Consider the following 16,972-nt stretch of genomic DNA (forward strand, 5'->3'; position numbering starts at 1 on the left):
CGCGGGGCGTCCGGCCGCCGCACGGCGATCGGTTCGAGTCTTCCCCGCCGCGCCTCCGTACCCACGCATGAGGGTGGGGCCGCAGGAGAAGGGCCCGAACCCATCGTTCCCCGGCCGGACCCGGTGCGGCGGTCGCCCCCTCGCTGGTGCTGACGGTGGCCGCGGTCATCCCGCGGCGCCGAAAACCTGGGTCCAGTACGTGCCGGCGCGGCTGCCGGTGGCGTAGCCGACGCCGATATGGGTGAAGTCGGGCTTCAGGATGTTGGCGCGATGGCCGGGGCTGTCCATCCAGCCGCGCACCACCTCCGCCGGGGAGCGCTGGCCGCATGCGATGTTCTCCCCGATGCCGCGGTGCGCGGCCCCGGCGGCGCGGGCCCGGTCCCAGGGCTGGTGCCCCTCGGGCCCGGTGTGGGAGTAGAAGTCGCGGCCCACCATGTCGTCGCTGTGTGCCTGCGCGGCCGCCGTCAGCCGCGGGTCCGGGGCGAGCGGTGCCAGCCGGGCGGCGGCGCGCTCCGCGTTGGTGCGGGCGATGACGTCGGAGACCAGGCGCGACAGTCCGTCCGGGGTGAACGGCCGGGCCCACACCGCCGTCCAGTAGACATCCCCGGTGGTGGGGCCGTCGGCCCGGCCGATGCCCAGGTGGATGAGGGCCGGATCGTGGAACGGGCCTTGGCGCCCGGCGCCGTCGAGGCAGTAGTCCACGAACTCCCGCGGGGTGCGCGGCCCGGAGACGATGTGCTCGGCGATGGTCAGCGGGCGGTAGCCGTGCGCGGCGATCCGGTGGAAGAGCGACGTGCCGTCCGGGCTCTCCAGCGCCAGGGCCCCGTGGGCGGCCATGGCACGGGCATGCGCCTCGGCGGCCGCGGCCAGCCGTCCGTCGAGGGCCACGGGAGGGGCCCCGGCCCGTGCCCGCGCCGCGTTCACCACGTCGAGGGCGTGCTGCGCGGGGCCGCCGGCGGCCGCCGGGACGGGATGCGCGGGCGCGGCCGGGGCTGCGTCGTCGGCGATGTCGACGCCGAAGTCCCGGGCCACACCGGCCAGTCCGTCGGCGTAGCCCTGGCCGATCGCCCGCACCTTCCAGCCGCCGCCGCGGCGGTAGACCTCGGCGAGCAGCAGCGCCGTCTCCCGGGAAGGGGGCGGAGGGGCGAACCGGGCCAGCAGCGATCCCCGGTCGTCCAGGACGCTCAGCACGGGCGCCGGCAGCCGCCCGAGCGGGGTGCCCGGGTCGGCGGGGCTGACGACGAGGGTGACCCGCCCGGCGCCCGGCCGCAGCCCCCGCGGCCGCAGGGTGACGGTGTCACCGTCCAGCCGGGCGCCGGGCGCGGTGGGCTGGTTGAAGAAGACGAAGTCACCGTCCCCCGCGACCTTTCCGTCCGCCCCGGTGATCAGCGCGGACAGGTCGAACGGGCCCGGCACCCGGATGGTCAGCGCGCCGTCCGGCAGCGCCTGGTTCCCGCCGGGCACCAACTCGCCCATGTCCGCTCCTCACCGCCGCCGCGTGTCTGAGGACAACGCCCGGGTGCCCGCGGCGGTTCCGGCGGGGTGGCGGACCGGCGGCTCAGACCGGCATCGCGACGTACTTGTACTCCAGGAACTCGTCGATGCCGACCCGGCCGCCCTCGCGGCCGAGCCCGGACTGCTTGACGCCGCCGAAGGGGGCCGCGGGGTTGGAGACCAGACCGGTGTTGAGGCCGACCATGCCGACCTCCAGCCGCTCGCTCACCCGCAGCGAACGGTTCAGGTCCTGGGTGAACACATAGCCCACCAGGCCCCATTCGGTGCTGTTGGCGGTGGCGACGACCTCGTCCTCGTCGTCGAAGGTGAGGACGGCCGCGACCGGCCCGAAGATCTCGGTCTCCATCAGCCGGCTCGCCGGGGAGACCCCGGTGAGCACCGTGGGCGGGTAGAAGCAGCCGGGGCCCTCGGGGGTGCTGCCGCCGACCAGGACCTCGGCGCCGCGCGCCACGGCGTCCGCGACCAGCTCCTCGACCTTGGTACGGCCGGCCCGGTCGATGAGCGGCCCCACCTCGACCCCGGGCCGGCTGCCGGGGCCGACGTCCAGCGCGCCCATGCGGCGGGCGAGCCGGTCGGCGAACTCGGCGGCGACGGAGGAGTGGACGAAGAACCGGTTGGCGGCCGTGCACGCCTCGCCCATGTTGCGCATCTTGGCGGTCATGGCACCCTCGACCGCGGTGTCGAGGTCGGCGTCCTCGAAGACGATGAAGGGGGCGTTGCCGCCGAGTTCCATGGAGGTGCGGACCACCGCGGGCGCGCACTGCGCCAGCAGGGTGCGGCCGACCTCGGTGGAGCCGGTGAAGGAGAGCTTGCGGACGTGCCCGCCGGTCAGCAGCGGTTCCACGACCTCTCCCGCGCGGGAGGTGGTGACCACGTTGAGCACCCCGGCCGGAAGCCCCGCCTCCGCCAGGATGCCGGCGAGCGCGAGGCTGGACAGCGGGGTCTGCGGGGCGGGTTTGAGCACCATGGTGCAGCCCGCGGCGATCGCCGGGCCGATCTTGCGGGTGCCCATGGCCAGCGGGAAGTTCCACGGGGTGACGAGCAGACAGGGGCCGACCGGGCGGCGCATCAGCAGCATGCGGTTCCGGCCGTCCGGCAGGGTGGCGTACCCGCCCTCGATGCGCACGGCCTCCTCGGAGAACCAGCGGAAGAACTCCGCGGCGTAGGCGGCCTCTCCCCGCGCCTCGGCCAGCGGCTTGCCCATCTCGGCCGTCATCAGCGCGGCGAGCGCGTCGGCGCGCTCCATGATCAGCTCATAGGCGCGGCGCAGGATCTCGCTGCGCGCGCGGGGCGCGGTGGCCGCCCACTTCTCCTGGGCGTCCTCGGCGGCGGCCAGGGCGCGCTGCCCGTCAGCGGGCGCGGCGTCGGCGACCTCGCACAGCACCTCACCGGTGGCCGGGTCGTCGACCGGCATGGTCCGGCCGCCGGCCGCGTCGGACCACGACCCGGCGATGTACAGCTGCTTGGGCACCGTCGCGAGGACGTCGGCGGCCGAGGGGTAGGAGGGGGTGGACATAGGGGCAATCTCCTTCGTGACCGCCGCCGGCCCGAAGGGTTCGGACCGGCGGGCGGATCGGCTCCCGATGGGTGAGGTGCGGTGCGTCAGGAGTCCGCCGTGCCGGCGCTGACGGCGGCGGACCAGGCGCGCAGACCCTCGTCGATCGCCGCTTCGTCGACGACGAGGGCGGGGATCATCCGGACCACATGGTTCCAGGCCCCGCACAGGAGCAGCAACAGTCCTTCGTCCACGGCGGCGCGCTGCACCCGGGCCGCGGCGGCCGGGTCCGGTTCACCGTCCTCGGTGACGAACTCGCTGGCCAGCATGAGGCCGAGGCCGCGGACATCGCCGATGGCGGGGGTCTTGGCGGCCACCTCCTCCAGACCGCCGCGCAGCCGCGCCCCCATGGCCTCGGCGTTGGCGACGAGGTTCTCCTCGCGGACCACGTCGAGGGTGGCGACGGCCGCCGCGCAGGCCACGGCGTTGGCGCCGTAGGTGCCGCCCTGGGAGCCGGGCCACGCCTTGCTCATCAGCTCCTCGGATGCGGCGATGCCGGACAGCGGGAAGCCGCTGGCCAGTCCCTTGGCGGTGACCAGGATGTCGGGGCGGATACCGAAGTGGTCATGGCCCCAGAACCGTCCGGTGCGGCCCACCCCGGTCTGCACCTCGTCCAGGATCAGCAGGAAGCCATGGCGGTCGGCCCGCTCCCGCAGGCCCTGGAGGAACCCCTCGGTGGCGGGTACGTAGCCGCCCTCGCCGAGCACCGGCTCGACGATGATCGCGGCGGTGTCGTCCGGCGGGGAGATGGTCTGGAGGACGTAGTCCAGCTCGCGCAGGGCGAACCGGGTCGCGGTCTCCTCGTCCCAGCCGTACCGGTAGGCGGTGGGGAACGGGGTCACCACGACGCCGCTCATCAGCGGCGAGAAACCGGAGCGGAACCGGGTCCCGGAGGTGGTCATGGAGGCGGCCGCCACGGTGCGGCCGTGGAATCCGCCGTGGCAGACCAGGACGTTGGGCCGGCCGGTGGCCTGGCGGGCGAGGCGCAGGGCGGCCTCCACCGCCTCGCTGCCGGAGTTGGTGAAGAACAGACTGTCGAGGCCCGCGGGAAGCACCTCGCCCAGCTTTTCGACCAGCCGCCGCAGCGGTGGGTGCAGGACGGTCGTGTACTGGCCGTGGATGAGGGTGGCCACCTGCTCCTGGGCGGCGGCGACGACCCGCGGATGGCAGTGTCCGGTGCTGGTGACACCGATGCCCGCGGTGAAGTCGAGGTATCGCCGCCCGTCCTCACCGTCGACGTAGGCGCCCTCTCCACGGACGGCGACCACCGGAGTGGCCTGACGGAGCTGCGGCGACAGATTGGTCATGTTCTCTCCCACACCCACGGATCGGCGATGCGCTCGGACACTTCGAGGGTGCGGGGACGAACCCGGTCAGGACAATGATCACTGTGTCGCCAGGTGATGATCGCTATGGACGGTCTGTCAACGAGCTCGGGCATGGATCGTGTCAAGAGGCCCGGCGGGGGCATGGTTGCGCTCGGCGCGCGGCCTTGTCAGAGTGAGCGGCATGAACGGCTCGGGCGGCACCGCGTACGGCGGTGCCGGACGGCCGCCTCCCCGCCCCGCCGGGCCGCCGCGGGTCCCGGGGCGTTCACCGCTCAGCCTCGCCGAGGTGCTGCGGCTTCCGGTGCTGGCCGCCGGGGCGCCCGAGGTGGTGTCCGGCCATGGGCAGCTGTCCCGGCCGGTCCGCTGGGTGCACATCACCGAACTGCTCGACCCGGCGTCCTTCCTCAAGGGCGGGGAGCTGGTGCTGACCACCGGTATGCCGCTGCCCGAGGACCCGGCGCTGGTCCGCCGGTATGTCGAGGAGCTCGCGGACGTGGGCGCCGCCGGGCTGGTCATCGAGCTGGTACGGCGCTACCACCGGCCGCCGTCGGAGCTGGTGCGGGCCTGTCTGGCCCGGGACTTCCCACTCGTCCTGCTCTCCCGGACCGTGAACTTCGTGGAGGTGACCCAGGTCCTCCACTCCCTGATCGTCGGCAGCCAGGTGGAGAGCCTGCGCCGGGCCCAGGACGTCCATGACACCTTCACCGCGCTGACCCTGCGCGGCGCCGGGCCCGACGAGGTGGTGGGCATGGCGGCCGAGCTGAGCGGGCACCCCGTGGTGCTGGAGAACCTGGTCCACCAGGCCGTGCTCTGCGGTCCGCCGGGGCGCGGGGTGGAGGGGACGCTGACCGGCTGGGAGCGGCGGTCGCGCGCCACCCCCTCGCCCGACCGGACCGGGCTGAGCGGTCCCGAGGACTGGCTGGTGACCGCGGTGGAGTACCGGGGCGAGCGGTGGGGGCGGCTGCTGATGCTCCCGGACGCCGCCGGAGACCCGGCGATCGGCCCCGAGGACGCCATGGTCCTGGAGCGCACCGCCACCGCCCTGACCATCGCCCGGCTCACCCATCACACCCGCTGGGAGCGGCGGGCACAGCGCACGCTGCTGCTGGACCTGGTGGAGCAGCGCTGCCGTTCCAGGGGGGAGGCCCGCGCCAGGGCCGAGGCGCTGGGCGTGCCGGTCGCGGGCCGCCGGCTGCTGGTCGTGCTGGTCAGCCCCGGCCCCGGCGCCGGGGAGACGACCGCCGGGGAGACGACCGAGCTGGAGGACCGGCTGACGGACGAGCTGGCGGCGGCCGGGGCCGGCGTGCTGGTCGGCGCGGTGCCCGGTGATCACATCGGGGTGCTGCTGGCCCTGCCCGCGGCCACGCCGTGGCGGCCGCTGGTGGAGCGGCTGAGCCGGTCGGTGCGGGAGTCCCGGCCGGACGCGATGATCAGCGTCGGCTCCGAGGTGTCGGACCTGTCACAGACCGCCCGGTCGTTCCAGCAGGCGGCACGGGTCGCGGACGCCGCCGTTCCGGGCACGCGGGACAAGCCGTTCCACGAGCTGTCGGACATCGGGCTGCGGCAGTTGCTGTACGCGCTGCGCGGCGATGTGCGGCTACAGGAGTTCGTGGAGCGGCAGCTGGGGCGGCTGGTGGACTACGACGAGCGGCACGGCACCGATCTGCTGACGGTGCTGCACACCTTTCTGGACGCGGCGGGCAACAAGACGGTGGCCGCCCGGCGCGCGAATCTGTCCCGGCAGGCGTTCTACCAGCGGCTGCGTTCACTGGAGCGGGTGCTGGGCTGTGATCTGGAGTCGGGTGAGCAGCGCACCCAGCTGCATGTGGCGCTCACCGCCTTCCATCTGCTGCGGCTGTCCCGGGGCCCGGCCCCGCCCTGAGGCGGCAAGGCGCTACGGCCGACCCGGAGCCGGATCGGCCGTAGCGGTGTGTCGACACCCGCGGAGCACGCGTCACTTGACGAAGTCATCGACGACCTTGGGTGGCCAGCAGCCGACGTTGAGCACGCCGATGGAGTAGGCGCGGGAGACGAGGGCCGCGCGGTTGGGCACCCGCAGCTTCCGCAGCAGCCGTGTCACGTGGTACTCGACGCCCTGCCGGCTGAGGTAGAGCCGGGAGGCCAAGGGGATCGTGGAGAGCCCGGCGGCGATGCCCTCCAATATGCGCGCCTCGGTCTCGGTGAGGAGCTTCTTACGGTTGGTGACGATGTCCACCTCCTCGCCACCGGCCGTGGGTCGCAGCACCACGAGGATCGAGGCGACATGGGCGGTGCCCTCGCGCACGGCGACGGCCGTGAGGGCGCTGGTGAAGGCGGTCCCGTCGGCTCCCACGGCCACCACATGAGTGGTGAACCGGTGGCGGGAGCCGTCGAGGAGCCGGATGAACTGCCGCTTGAGCGCCTGCCGGACGCTGGGGTGCACCAGGTCGCAGAAGTCGCGGCCGCACACGTCCGCGGAGGCGTCGTCGAACTGCCGGAAGAATTCCCGGTTGGCCTGTTGGACCGTGAGCGATGGGTCGAGGCAGACGACACACGCCCCTGGCTGGTCGAACTGGCGCAGTAGATCCGTGTACTCGGTCTGCTCGTGTCCAAGCTCGTGGGGGGTTGGCCGAGCCGAATCCGCTAGTAAAGGCAATGCCAAGGGACTGCCATCCCTTCCTTAATTCACAGTCTTCGGAATTGAATGTCGATATTCAATTCCAAAAGTTGATTTCAGAATTGAGACTAGGGATCTCCGAGTGCGTAAGTCAACGTGAACAGGGGTGTCGCCGCCCAATCCCGTGGTGGTCCGGTCCGAGGGTTCGGTCCGAACCCCACCGCTTCGGTGGGCCGTACGGTCGGTTCATCATTCCTCGCCAAACTCTGCTGAATTATCGCCGTTAACGCGTTGTTCACGAATCCATGCGGGGCAGCAGCTCGATGAGCTCGCGCCGCCCGGAGACGCCCAGCTTGCGATAGGAACTCGTCAGATGCTTCTCGATGGCGCGGGAGCTCACCCCCAGCTCGGCGGCGACCTCCTGGTTGGTCAGTCCGCGTCCGACGAGGGAGGCCACGGTGCGCTCGGTGCGGGTGAGGGACACCTCGGGCCGGGCGGCGGCCGCGCCACCGCCGGCCACGGTGCGGATCCGGTCGACCAGCCGGGGCGCCCCGCACGCGGCGGCCAGGGCCGCGGCCTCCCGGAGCACGGCGTCCGCTTCGCTGCCCCGCCCCAGCCATTGGCCCAGCTGGAGCAGCGCGCGGGCGAGTTCCAGTTCGTTGGCCGAGGCCCGCAGCACGTCGACCGATTCCCGCAGCAGTGTCATCCCCTGGTCGCCACCGAGCAGCCCGGCCTTCAGCCGCAGCGCGCGGCCGAGCGCCACCGGGGCGCCCCAGTCCGTCGCCCGCTGCAACTCCTCCTCGGCCAGCGCCATGGCCGCGCAGGCGTCCCCGACGCGGTATTGAAGGGTGGCCGCCCAGGGCCGCCACGCGAAGAGCACGGGGTTGCGCCAGCCCGTCGCCTCCAACTGCCGGCCGCTGGCCAGGAGGGTCTCCAGGGCACTGCTCCAGCGTCCGTTGTCGGAGTCCTGCGCGGCCTTGAGGAACTGGAGCGCCGCGGTCAGGACCAGGCTCGCGGACCGGCGCCGCCCGGGGCCGTCCAGAATGCGCTCGACCAGCGCGGGGTCCTCCAGGTCCAGGGCCACGCCGGTGAGGGCGAGGGTGGAGACGACCCCGGCCTCCTGCCAGTGCACCTCGGCCAGCCGTGCGGCGCGCTCGGCGTACTCCCGCGCCTGGGCGACGCGCCCCCGGGCGCTGAGCACCATGGCCTGCTCGACGTTGACCAGCGCGTCGACGACCGTGCCGCTGTGCCGCCGCGCCCGCTGTTCCCTCGCGAGCCAGGAGCTGATCCCCCGTACCGAATCGGCGGCGACCAGCCCGATCACCACCAGCGGCAGCGGGGAGTGGACCTGTTCGGAGGTGGCCGGTTCGCGCTCCAGGATGCGGATCGCCAACCGGGCGACCTCGGCCGCGGGGCGACGCGCGGTGAGCATCGCCGCGTTGAGCAGCACCGCCGTCAGCTCACGCTCGGCGGCGGTGTCCAGCGCCGGGTCCGCCCCCAGCGCGGACAGCCGCTCCACCGCCGCGGCCAGCTCCGCCGCGTCCTCGTGCCCGGCGTGCCGCAGCCGCGCCTCGAGCCGCAGGGCCACATCGCGCGCGGTGCCCTCCAGCGTGTCCGCGGGGCCCAGGTCCTCGGCGACCTGGTGCAGCAGGTCGATGACCGACGGAGGCGCCAGGCCCACGATGGTCGGGGAGATCCGCAAGGCCGCGGCGGCCCGGAGCCTGGCCGTGGTCAGCAGGGGTATGGCCTGCGAGATATGGCGTTCGCAGGCGGCCGGGTCGAAGCCGCGCTCCGCGGTGGCCAGATCGATCAGCAGCCGGGCCCGGCCCTCCCCCGCCAGCGAGCCGTCCAGGAGCGCGCGGCGCAGATAGCGGGCGGCGGTACGCGGCGCGCCGCAGCGCAGCGCGGTGTCCGCCGCGGTCCGCAGCACCTCCACCGCCCAGGGGTGGTCCGAGGCGGTGACGGCCATGAGCTGGGCGGCGACCAGCTCCGCGGGGCGTCCGTTGTGGTACAGCAGGGCCGCCGCGGCGTCGTGCAGCCGCTCCCGTTCCGCCACGGTCATCGAGGACTCGACCGCGTCCTGCACCACCTGGTGGAGGAAGCGCGGCTCCCGCTCGGCGGCGAGCAGCCCCAGCCGGTGCAGGTCGCGCAGCGCGGCCAGGAAGCCGATCTGGTCCAGTCCGGCCAGCCGGGCCAGGAGGTCCGGTTCCGGCTGGTCCCCGAGGACCGCGATGGCCGCGGCCAGGTCCCGCACCGGCCGGGGCTGGGCGCGCAGGGAGCTGGCCAGCCGCTCGCGCAGCTGGGCGGGACGCTGCGAGCGGGCCTCCTCGATCCGCTCGGCGGTGGGCCGGTGGCCGCCCGCGACCAGCCCCGCCAGCACCGACGTCAGCAGCAGGGGATTGCCCGCGGAGATCTCATGACAGGCGCGGGCGAACTCCTCGTCCCCCGGCACGCCGAACCGCTCGTGGATCACCTCCTTGACGGCGCCCAGCGACAGCGGCCCGGGGCGCAGCACCGGCCGCGCCGCCTCGACGATCTCCCGCAGCATCGGCTCCCCGGGGCGCCGGTAGCCGTCCCGCAGGGCGCAGACGACCACGGCGCGCAGCCCGGTCAGCCGCTTGACGAGGAAGGCGAGCCAGCGCAGCGACGGGGAGTCGGCCCACTGGAGATCGTCCACGAGGATCAGCAGCGGGCCGTCGGCGCTGACGTCGGCCAGCACCGAGCGCAGTCCGTACAGCGTCTCCTCGGACATCGAGGCGGTGCCGCCCTCGTCGAGGAGCGGGGCGTCGTCACCGAAGACGGTCCGCCAGGAACCGTCCTCCTGGCTCAGCCGGCGCTCGCGGAGCTCTTCGGGGATGCCGGTCAGCAGGCTGTCGAAGAGCTGGCGGACCACGCCGAAGGCGAAGTCCTGCTCCATCGGCGCGGCGTTGGCACGCAGGACGTGGACCTCCTTGCCCTCGGCGAGCGTCGGCAGCTGCTGGAGCAGCGCGGTCCGGCCGATGCCCAGGGGGCCGGTGAGCAACAGCAGTGACGAGGTGCCGGCCGCCGCGGCCCGCAGGGCGTCCGCGATCCGCGCCAGCTCGGCCTCCCGCTCAAGCAACATCCGTTCCGCATCCCTCCGCCGCCCGCAGCAACGCGATCAGCTCCGCGCGACCGCCGATCCCCAGCTTCCGGTACGCGCCGCTGAGCCGTAGCTCGACGGTGCGTCTGGTGACGGAGAGCGTTTCGGCGATCTCCCGGTTGCCCTGGCCGAGTCCGGCGAGGGCCGCGGTGCGCCGCTCGGGTTCGGTCAGGGTCGCCCACGCCGGGTGCGGGAGGCGTCCGCGAACGGCGGGCACCCCCGTCCGCTCGGAGAGCGCGCGCGCCCGTGCGACCAGCCGGCTGGAGGACCGGTGGGTGGTGACGAAGGAGAACAGCTCGGTCACCAGGGGGTCGGCGACCTGTGGGTTCCCCGCGTCCAGTTCGGCCTTGGCCAGCTCCGCCAGGGATCCCGCGTAGGCGAGCCGGGCCGGGGCGTCGCGCAGGGTGGCCACCGCCTCGCGGAGCCGGTCGGCCCGCCCCTCGCGGGCCACCCGCCCGACCCCCAGCTGCGCCCAGCCGAGCGTGCTGGGGGCGCCCCACAGCCGGGCCAGCGCGAGCTCCTCCTCGGTGAGCCGGCGCGCCTCCTCGTGGTCGCCGAGGGCCGCGCAGACCCGGGCGGCCGCCGAACGCCACGGCATGAGGGCGGGGTTGATCCGCCCGCGGCTCAGCTGCCACCTGCCGCAGGAGCGGAACAGCTCCAGTGCCTCGGGCAGCCGGTCGTGCCTGACGGCCACCAGCGCCTTGGCGAAGAGCAGATGGCCCCAGGAGGCGCCGTCCCGCGACTCGGCGGAGGTGGGCGCGTCCGCGAGCGCGCCGGCCTGGTCGGCGTCGCCGTTCTCCAGGGCGGCGACGATCCGCACGGCCGTCAGATAGGGGGCGGCGTACGGGTGCCAGAGCGAGGGGGGCAGTGACCGCTCCGCGGCGGCCAGGTCCCGTTCGGCCATGTCGAGCCGGCCGCGCCGCAGGTTGAGCTCGCCGCGGACGGTCAGGGTCATGGCGGCGGCCGCGCGGGCGTGCCGCCGCCGCAGGTCGGTGTGGAGCACGTCCAGCCGGACCTCGGCCTCGTCCAGGTCGTCGGTCAGCAGCAGGGTCCGGGCGGCGACGATCCGGGGCAGGATCAGCGCCCCGGCGCCGCCGTCGACGGTGAGGGCACGCCGGGCCAGCGCCCGGGTGGCGGGCAGGTCCGCGCCGCGCAGGGCGAGGCGCCAGGCGCGCGCCGCGGCCTGCGCCGGGCAGGAGGGGTCGGCGGGCAGCGGGGGTATTCCGTCCGGGCCGAGGTCGGTGTCGTCCTCCTGCTGGTGGGTTCCGGTGAGCCAGAACAGCCCGGCCAGGGCGCCGCGTTCGTCGCCGTCGGCCGTGGGCAGCACATCGGCGACGGCACGGCGCAGACCGTTGTCGCCGCCTCGGGAGAGTCCCAGGTCCGCGGCGCGCACCCGGATCCGGCCGGAGCCGCCGTCGCCGCTGCGGATGATCTCCGTCAGCCGGCGGTCCGCGGCCTCGGGGGCGGCCAGCACCTCGATGGCGGCGAGTTCGAGGCCCAGCTGGGCGCGCGGCGCCGGTTCCAGCGGCTCTTCCAGGGCCCGCGCCAGACAGGCGATCGCCTGGGCGGTCCGGCCCGCGCGCAGTGCGGCGGCGCAGGTGCGGCGCAGCACGGGGATCACCCAGGGCTCGCCGACCGGGTGGGCGGGGAGCAGCAGCCGGGCGATGTCCTCGTCGGGTACGGCCGCCCGGTACGCCAGTTCGGCGGCGCGGGCGTGCAGTTCGGACCGTTCGTCACCGGGCATCTCGGCCAGGATCCAGCCGCGCGCCTCGGGCCGGCTCAGGCGGAGCCCGGCGCCGGAGGCGGTGACGAGCCCGTTCTCCAGCAGCAGCGCGGTCAGTCCGGGCTCGCTGGTGGCGCGGGGGCCCGCGAGCGCGTACACCAGGGACAGGTCCAGCAGGTCGCCGCAGACGGCGAGCGCGCGCACGACCGCGACGGCGGTGTCGGACAGCAGGCCGAGCACGCGCACGGTGTGGTCACCGCCGACGGCCTCGGTGAGGGTGCGCAGCTCCGGCACCCGCCCGGCGATCGGTGCGTATCCGCGCTGGGTGAAGTGGCGCAGTGCCTCGGAGAGCACCTCGGGGTTGCCCGCGCTCGCCTCCAGGGCCGCCGTGGTGAAGGCCCGCTCACCGGGGCGGCCGCAGATCATCGCCACCGTGGCGGCGACGTCGCGGGCGGTCAGCGGGGCCAGTTCGAGTTCGACGGTGGTCACCGGCACCGGCCCGGAGGAGAGCGGGCAGGAGCCGGGGCGGTGCCGGCCGGTGCTGCTCACCAGCAGGGCGATCCGGGCGTCGGGCAGCCGCCGGATGAGCGCCCCGAACCAGCGCACCGAGGCCGCGTCCAGCCATCCCACGTCGTCGACGACCAGCAGTGTGGGCCGCTCGCGGGCGGTGCGCAGCAACTCGGTCAGCCCCGGTGATCGGGGTTCGGGCCGCCGGCTGGTCAGGGCCTTGAGCGAGCCGTCGGTGAGTCCGTCCATGGGGGCCAGCAACTGTCCCACCACGCCGTAGCGCACGTCCTGTTCGCCCGGGGTCGCCTTGGCGCGCAGCACGCGTATGCCCTGGCTCTCGGCCAGTTGGGCGGTCTGGCGCAGCAGCCGGTCCTGTCCGTAGCCGGGCTTGCCGAGCACCGTCACCACCGAGGGACGGCCCCGGCCGAGGTCGGCGACGGACTGGGCAAGCGTGGCCTGCTCTCGTTCACGCCCAGGGAACGGGAGCCCGTTGAGCTGCATGGTGTGACTATAAGCCGGGGGTGAGGCGCGAAGGTGCCACCGCGCTCCCGCGCGCTCCCCTCAGCGCCGGTCGCGGGAGGCGAAGACCCACGCCGGCGCCTGTGGGTCGGGGAGGCTGGGGGTGTTCAGCACCGTGGCCAGCTCGCCGCGCTGACTGACGCTCAGCTTGCGGTAGACGCTGGTGAGGTGGGTCTCGACGGTGCGCAGGGTGACGAACAGCGACTCGGCGATCTCCCGGTTGCCCGCTCCGCGCGAGGCCAGTTGGGCCACCTTGTGCTCGGTGCCGGTGAGCAGGTCGACCGGTGAGGCGGTGATCTCGCGCATCCGGCCGCCCGCGGCGACCAGCCGGTTGCGGGCGTCCCTGGCGAGCGCGAGCGCGCCGCAGCCCTGGGCGAGGTCGGCGGCCGAGCGCAGCCGCTCCCGGGCCTCGCGCGGCCGGCCGGCGTCCAGCAGCGCCCCGCCGAGCAGGAACTCCGCGCGGGCCTGCTCGGCGCGGGCGGGCGAACCGGAGAGGTGCTCGACCGCCTCGGTGAGCAGGGCGATGCCCGCTTCGCCGGGGGTGGTCACGCCGCGGGCGAGCGCGGCGAGTCCGAGGGCGCGCGGGGTGTTCCAGCGGCGGGCCAGCTCGGCGCCGTGCTCGACGAGGTCGCGCGCCTCGTCCGCCCGCTTCTCCGCCGCGAGCACCCAGGCCGCCTCGGCCCACCAGGGCACGAACACCGGGTTGGCGATCCCGGACTCCTCCAGGGAGGCGCCGCAGTCCAGCAGCAGCCGCAGCGCGGCGGCGCCGTCGCCGAGTGCCCAGCGGGCGCGCGCACGGGCCATGAGGTACCAGTGGTACTCCATCACGAACCCGTCCAGGTTCGGCCGGGTGACGGCGGCCAGCAGTTCCTCGGCCCGCTCCGGTTCGCCGCGGTCGATCAGGACCGTCGCCAGCGCGGTCTGGGGCATGGTCACATGGGCGTTCCAGCGCTCCCCGCCGATGATCTCGACGGCGGTCTGGGCGTCGGCGAGCGCGTCGGGGATCGCCCCCACGCCGTGCAGCAGCAGGGCGCGGGTGGACAGGGTGACCACGTACGACCACACCGCGGCGTTGTCCTGGCCCTGGCGCAGCCCGCGGTCCAGCGCGTCCAGCGCGCCCTCGACCTCGTCGGCCAGGCCCAGGGTGAACGCGGAGAAGAGCAGGGACCAGTTGTCGAGCTCCCGGTCGGGTGAGCTCAGGGCGCGGCGGGCCCGTTCCACCGTCCGCCGCACCGAGCGGCCCTCCATCGCGGACAGGACGGTCATCATGGCGAGCAGCTGCCGCTGCGCGGGGGTGTCCCCGGGCGGTTCGGGGATCCGCGCGAAGCGCTCCCGGACCGTGTGGATGGTGGCCTTCTCGTCGGATCCGCTGATCAGCAGCGCCGATTGGACGAGGGTGCGCAGCTCGCGGTCGCGCGGATCGGGCGCGGGCCCCAGTTCGGCCTCGAGTTCGTCGAGCACCTCGCTGAGCACCCGTACGGCGGCCGGCGACTGCTGGACGGTGAGGCAGGTGAGGCCGAACTGCACGGCGATGGGCGCCTTGGTGCGCACGTCGGGGGCCAGGGTGAGGGCATGCCGGAGCAGGCGGAGGGCCTCGGCGGGGTTGATCTCCGCGAGCGCCTTGGCGAGCGGGACATGGGCCGACAGGCTGTCCGGCTCCGCCTCCAGGACCCGGTGGAGATAGCGGGCGGCGGCCTCCGGGGCGCCGCGGTGCTCGGCCTGGGCGGCGGCCTCCCGCAGCACCCAGCACATCCATGGCTGGGGGGCGCCGGGCACCAGCAGCACCTGGTTGGCGACCTCCTCGGCGGGTCGTCCGGCGTCGCTCAGCAGCAGGGCCGCCCTGGCGCGCAGCTCGGCCAGCGGCTCCTCCCCGACGGCCTCCAGCACCGCCGAGCGCACCACGTCATGGGCCAGGTCCGCCCGGTCCGGCGCCATCACCTCGGCCCAGCGCAGCAGGTCCACGGCCTCCGCGACGCGGGCGGCGGACACTCCGGCCAGCGCGCCGATGTGCTCCGGGTCCTCCTCGCCGAGCACCGCGATGGCGGTGGCCACGTCCCGGACCCAGTCGGGCCGGGCGTCGAAGAGGGCCCGCACGGACAGGGCGACCACGTACTGTCCGACCTCGGCGATTTCGCGGATGCCGGTCTCGTCGGGGGTGACGCCCTTGGCCCGCAGCTCGCGCAGCAGCCGGGTGGTGGTCAGGGGGTTGCCGCCGCAGACGGCGGCGGCGCGCTCGGCGAAGGAGGGCGCGACGGGCTCCTCGAAGACCTGACGGGCCATCTCGGCCACGTCGGGGCCGGCCAGCGGGCCGAGGCGGATCACCGAGGAGCGCGGCTGGGCGAGGATGTCCGCCAGGGCGGCGGGGGCGACCGGTTCCGCCTCGGTGCGCTGGGCGAGCACCACCAGCAGCGGCAGCTGGTCGGCCCGGCGCAGCAGGAAGTCGATCCAGCGCAGCGACCGCTCGTCGCACCAGTGCACATCGTCCAGGACGAGCAGGAGCGGGTCGTGGGCCATCAGGTTCGCCGTGAGCCAGTACAGGCCGTGCAGCACCGGGTAGACGGTGGCGGCCTGGGACGGCTCCTCCCCGGCCGGGCACGGAATGAGCGCGGGCAGGGCACGGCGGGCGCTGCCGCGCAGCAGCGGGGAGTCCTGGGCGTCCTCGGCCGTGAGTCCGAGTCCTTTGAAGAGGGAGCGCACCCCGCCGTATCCGGCGCCGGCCACCACCTCGCCGCAGGTGCCGTGCAGCACGGTCATCTTCCGGCAGGCGTCGCTGCCGAGGAAGGCGCGCAGCAGGCTGGTCTTGCCGATTCCGGCCGGGCCGGACAGGACCACCAGTCCGGACCGCCCGGCACGGGCGGCTTCCGCGTGGGCGGTCAGCGCCTGGAGTTCGGCGGCGCGCCCGACCAGGGCGCCGGGTAAACCGGAATCGACTGCCCGGTCCGCCACGGCGGCCTCCTTGAGCCACAAAGTGCGAAATTTCAGAAAAGCATGCAAGTCGTCGCGATCATCAGGCTACACGAGCCAAATGACAGCGATCAAACTCGATCAGTGACGCCCAGAGTCCGCTCAGTCCACCCCGCCAGGCCCCTCATGAGATCCCTTCGTCAGTTGACGGCTTCCAGGACGGCCGGAGGGGCGTGGAGCTCGAACCAGACGACCTTGCCCGCCGCCGTGCGGCTCGATCCCCAGCAGCGGGAGAGCAGGTCCAGCAGATGGAGTCCGCGCCCGTGCTCGTCCTCGCCGCCCGTCCGGCACACCCGGGGCTGCGCCGGGTCCCCGTCCTCGACCTCGCACCGGAAGGCGTGGCCGGCGGAGCACAGGGAGAACGTCAGCCGGATGGGGCCGTCCGCGTGCCGCAGGGCGTTGGTGACCAGCTCGCTGACGAGCAGCTCCGCGTCGTCGGCGAACTCGTGCAGCGCCCACACCGCCAGCTGGGCGAGCATCAGCCGCCGTGCCCGGGGCACCGAGGCGGGCTCGGAGGGAAGCAGCCAGGACGTCCCGCCGCCGGCGGCGGGAGGCCCGGACCCGTCCGGCGGGCGCTCGGTGCTCACCGGGGAGCCGAGCGCGGGGGTGAGGGTGGGGGCGTTCATGCCGACTGCCCGGAACGGATCCGAGGGGCGGGGAGGACGCGCCCGTCGGGCAGGAGTCCGCCCGTGTCCGCGAAGACCACGACTCCCTTGCGGAGCAGGCTCCACCTCTGCTCGGGGTGGGTGGCCAACACCCGCGCCGACTCGTGATCCGGTGTGTCGGCCGGCGGACAGGGGGGCTGGTGGAGGCACATGCTGCGAACCTTCGATCTTCCGCCGTGGACCGGCGGAACTCGTCACCGAGACCACCATCGTGGCCGGGCGGAGCGGTGCGTCGGGAGGGGAGATATCCCCGCATCGGTACCCGAACCCGCTCCCGCCCGCCCGGTCAGGTCACCGACGGGCCACGGTCGCTCACCCTCGGTGGGTCCCCCGCCCCGGCGGACGGGCCCCGCGCCCCGCGAGGGAGGCGTGCGGCGGCTCCCGGCGCGGGCGGGCATAGCCTTGAAGGAGGGATGCGGTCCGTGCGGGCAGGGCGTCGGCCCCCGCCCACCCGGGCCCGGTGCGAGGCATCGATGGGT

Annotated in this window: 10 protein-coding genes; 1 reads left to right on the forward strand and 9 read right to left on the reverse strand. The window is 74.4% G+C overall.

Features of this window, described 5'->3' with window-relative positions; all coding sequences use genetic code 11:
* Window positions 1-165: 165 nt before the first annotated feature.
* The 3 genes from PS467_RS03545 to PS467_RS03555 all read right to left on the reverse strand — a co-directional run bounded on the left by PS467_RS03545 (window position 166) and on the right by PS467_RS03555 (window position 4,377).
* The gene (locus tag PS467_RS03545) at window positions 166-1,476 is read right to left on the reverse strand and encodes a CAP domain-containing protein (RefSeq protein WP_311033931.1); all 1,311 of its coding nucleotides are present in this window, start codon (window positions 1,474-1,476) and stop codon (window positions 166-168) included.
* A gap of 82 nt (window positions 1,477-1,558) precedes the next feature.
* The gene (locus PS467_RS03550; RefSeq protein WP_311033932.1) at window positions 1,559-3,031 is read right to left on the reverse strand and encodes an NAD-dependent succinate-semialdehyde dehydrogenase; all 1,473 of its coding nucleotides are present in this window, start codon (window positions 3,029-3,031) and stop codon (window positions 1,559-1,561) included.
* Window positions 3,032-3,117: 86 nt separating this feature from the next.
* Entirely contained in the window at window positions 3,118-4,377 is a 1,260-nt protein-coding gene (locus tag PS467_RS03555) for an aspartate aminotransferase family protein (protein WP_311033933.1), read from the reverse strand.
* 202 nt (window positions 4,378-4,579) lie between these two features.
* On the opposite strand from PS467_RS03555, the gene PS467_RS03560 reads away from it, so the two are divergent.
* On the forward strand, window positions 4,580-6,280 hold the full coding sequence (locus PS467_RS03560; protein ID WP_311033934.1) for a PucR family transcriptional regulator: 1,701 nt from the start codon (window positions 4,580-4,582) through the stop codon (window positions 6,278-6,280).
* 72 nt (window positions 6,281-6,352) lie between these two features.
* Here PS467_RS03560 and PS467_RS03565 read toward each other — a convergent pair whose 3' ends face one another.
* From PS467_RS03565 to PS467_RS03590, 6 genes are all read right to left on the reverse strand, one after another.
* Window positions 6,353-6,958 carry a LuxR C-terminal-related transcriptional regulator gene (locus tag PS467_RS03565; protein ID WP_311039754.1) on the reverse strand — a complete coding sequence of 202 codons (606 nt, stop codon included), beginning with the start codon at window positions 6,956-6,958 and terminating at the stop codon, window positions 6,353-6,355.
* A 331-nt stretch (window positions 6,959-7,289) separates the two neighbouring features.
* A complete protein-coding gene (locus PS467_RS03570; protein ID WP_311033935.1) occupies window positions 7,290-10,097 on the reverse strand; it encodes a helix-turn-helix transcriptional regulator in 2,808 nt (935 codons plus the stop codon).
* Window positions 10,087-12,846, reverse strand: a complete 2,760-nt coding sequence (locus PS467_RS03575) for an AAA family ATPase (RefSeq protein WP_311033936.1) — start codon at window positions 12,844-12,846, stop codon at window positions 10,087-10,089. The genes PS467_RS03570 and PS467_RS03575 overlap by 11 nt, the downstream gene beginning before the upstream one ends.
* 60 nt (window positions 12,847-12,906) lie before the next feature.
* Complete coding sequence (locus PS467_RS03580; RefSeq protein WP_311033937.1) at window positions 12,907-15,810, reverse strand: ATP-binding protein; 2,904 nt, start codon at window positions 15,808-15,810, stop codon at window positions 12,907-12,909.
* Between the two features lie 158 nt (window positions 15,811-15,968).
* A complete protein-coding gene (locus PS467_RS03585) occupies window positions 15,969-16,454 on the reverse strand; it encodes an ATP-binding protein (protein ID WP_311033938.1) in 486 nt (161 codons plus the stop codon).
* Window positions 16,451-16,645 (reverse strand): DUF5999 family protein, encoded by a 195-nt coding sequence (locus PS467_RS03590; RefSeq protein ID WP_311033939.1) that lies wholly within the window; start codon window positions 16,643-16,645, stop codon window positions 16,451-16,453. Before PS467_RS03590 ends, PS467_RS03585 begins: the two co-directional genes overlap by 4 nt.
* Between the last annotated feature and the right edge of the window lie 327 nt (window positions 16,646-16,972).

It is taken from the genome of Streptomyces luomodiensis, assembly GCF_031679605.1.
Lineage (GTDB): Bacteria > Actinomycetota > Actinomycetes > Streptomycetales > Streptomycetaceae > Streptomyces > Streptomyces luomodiensis.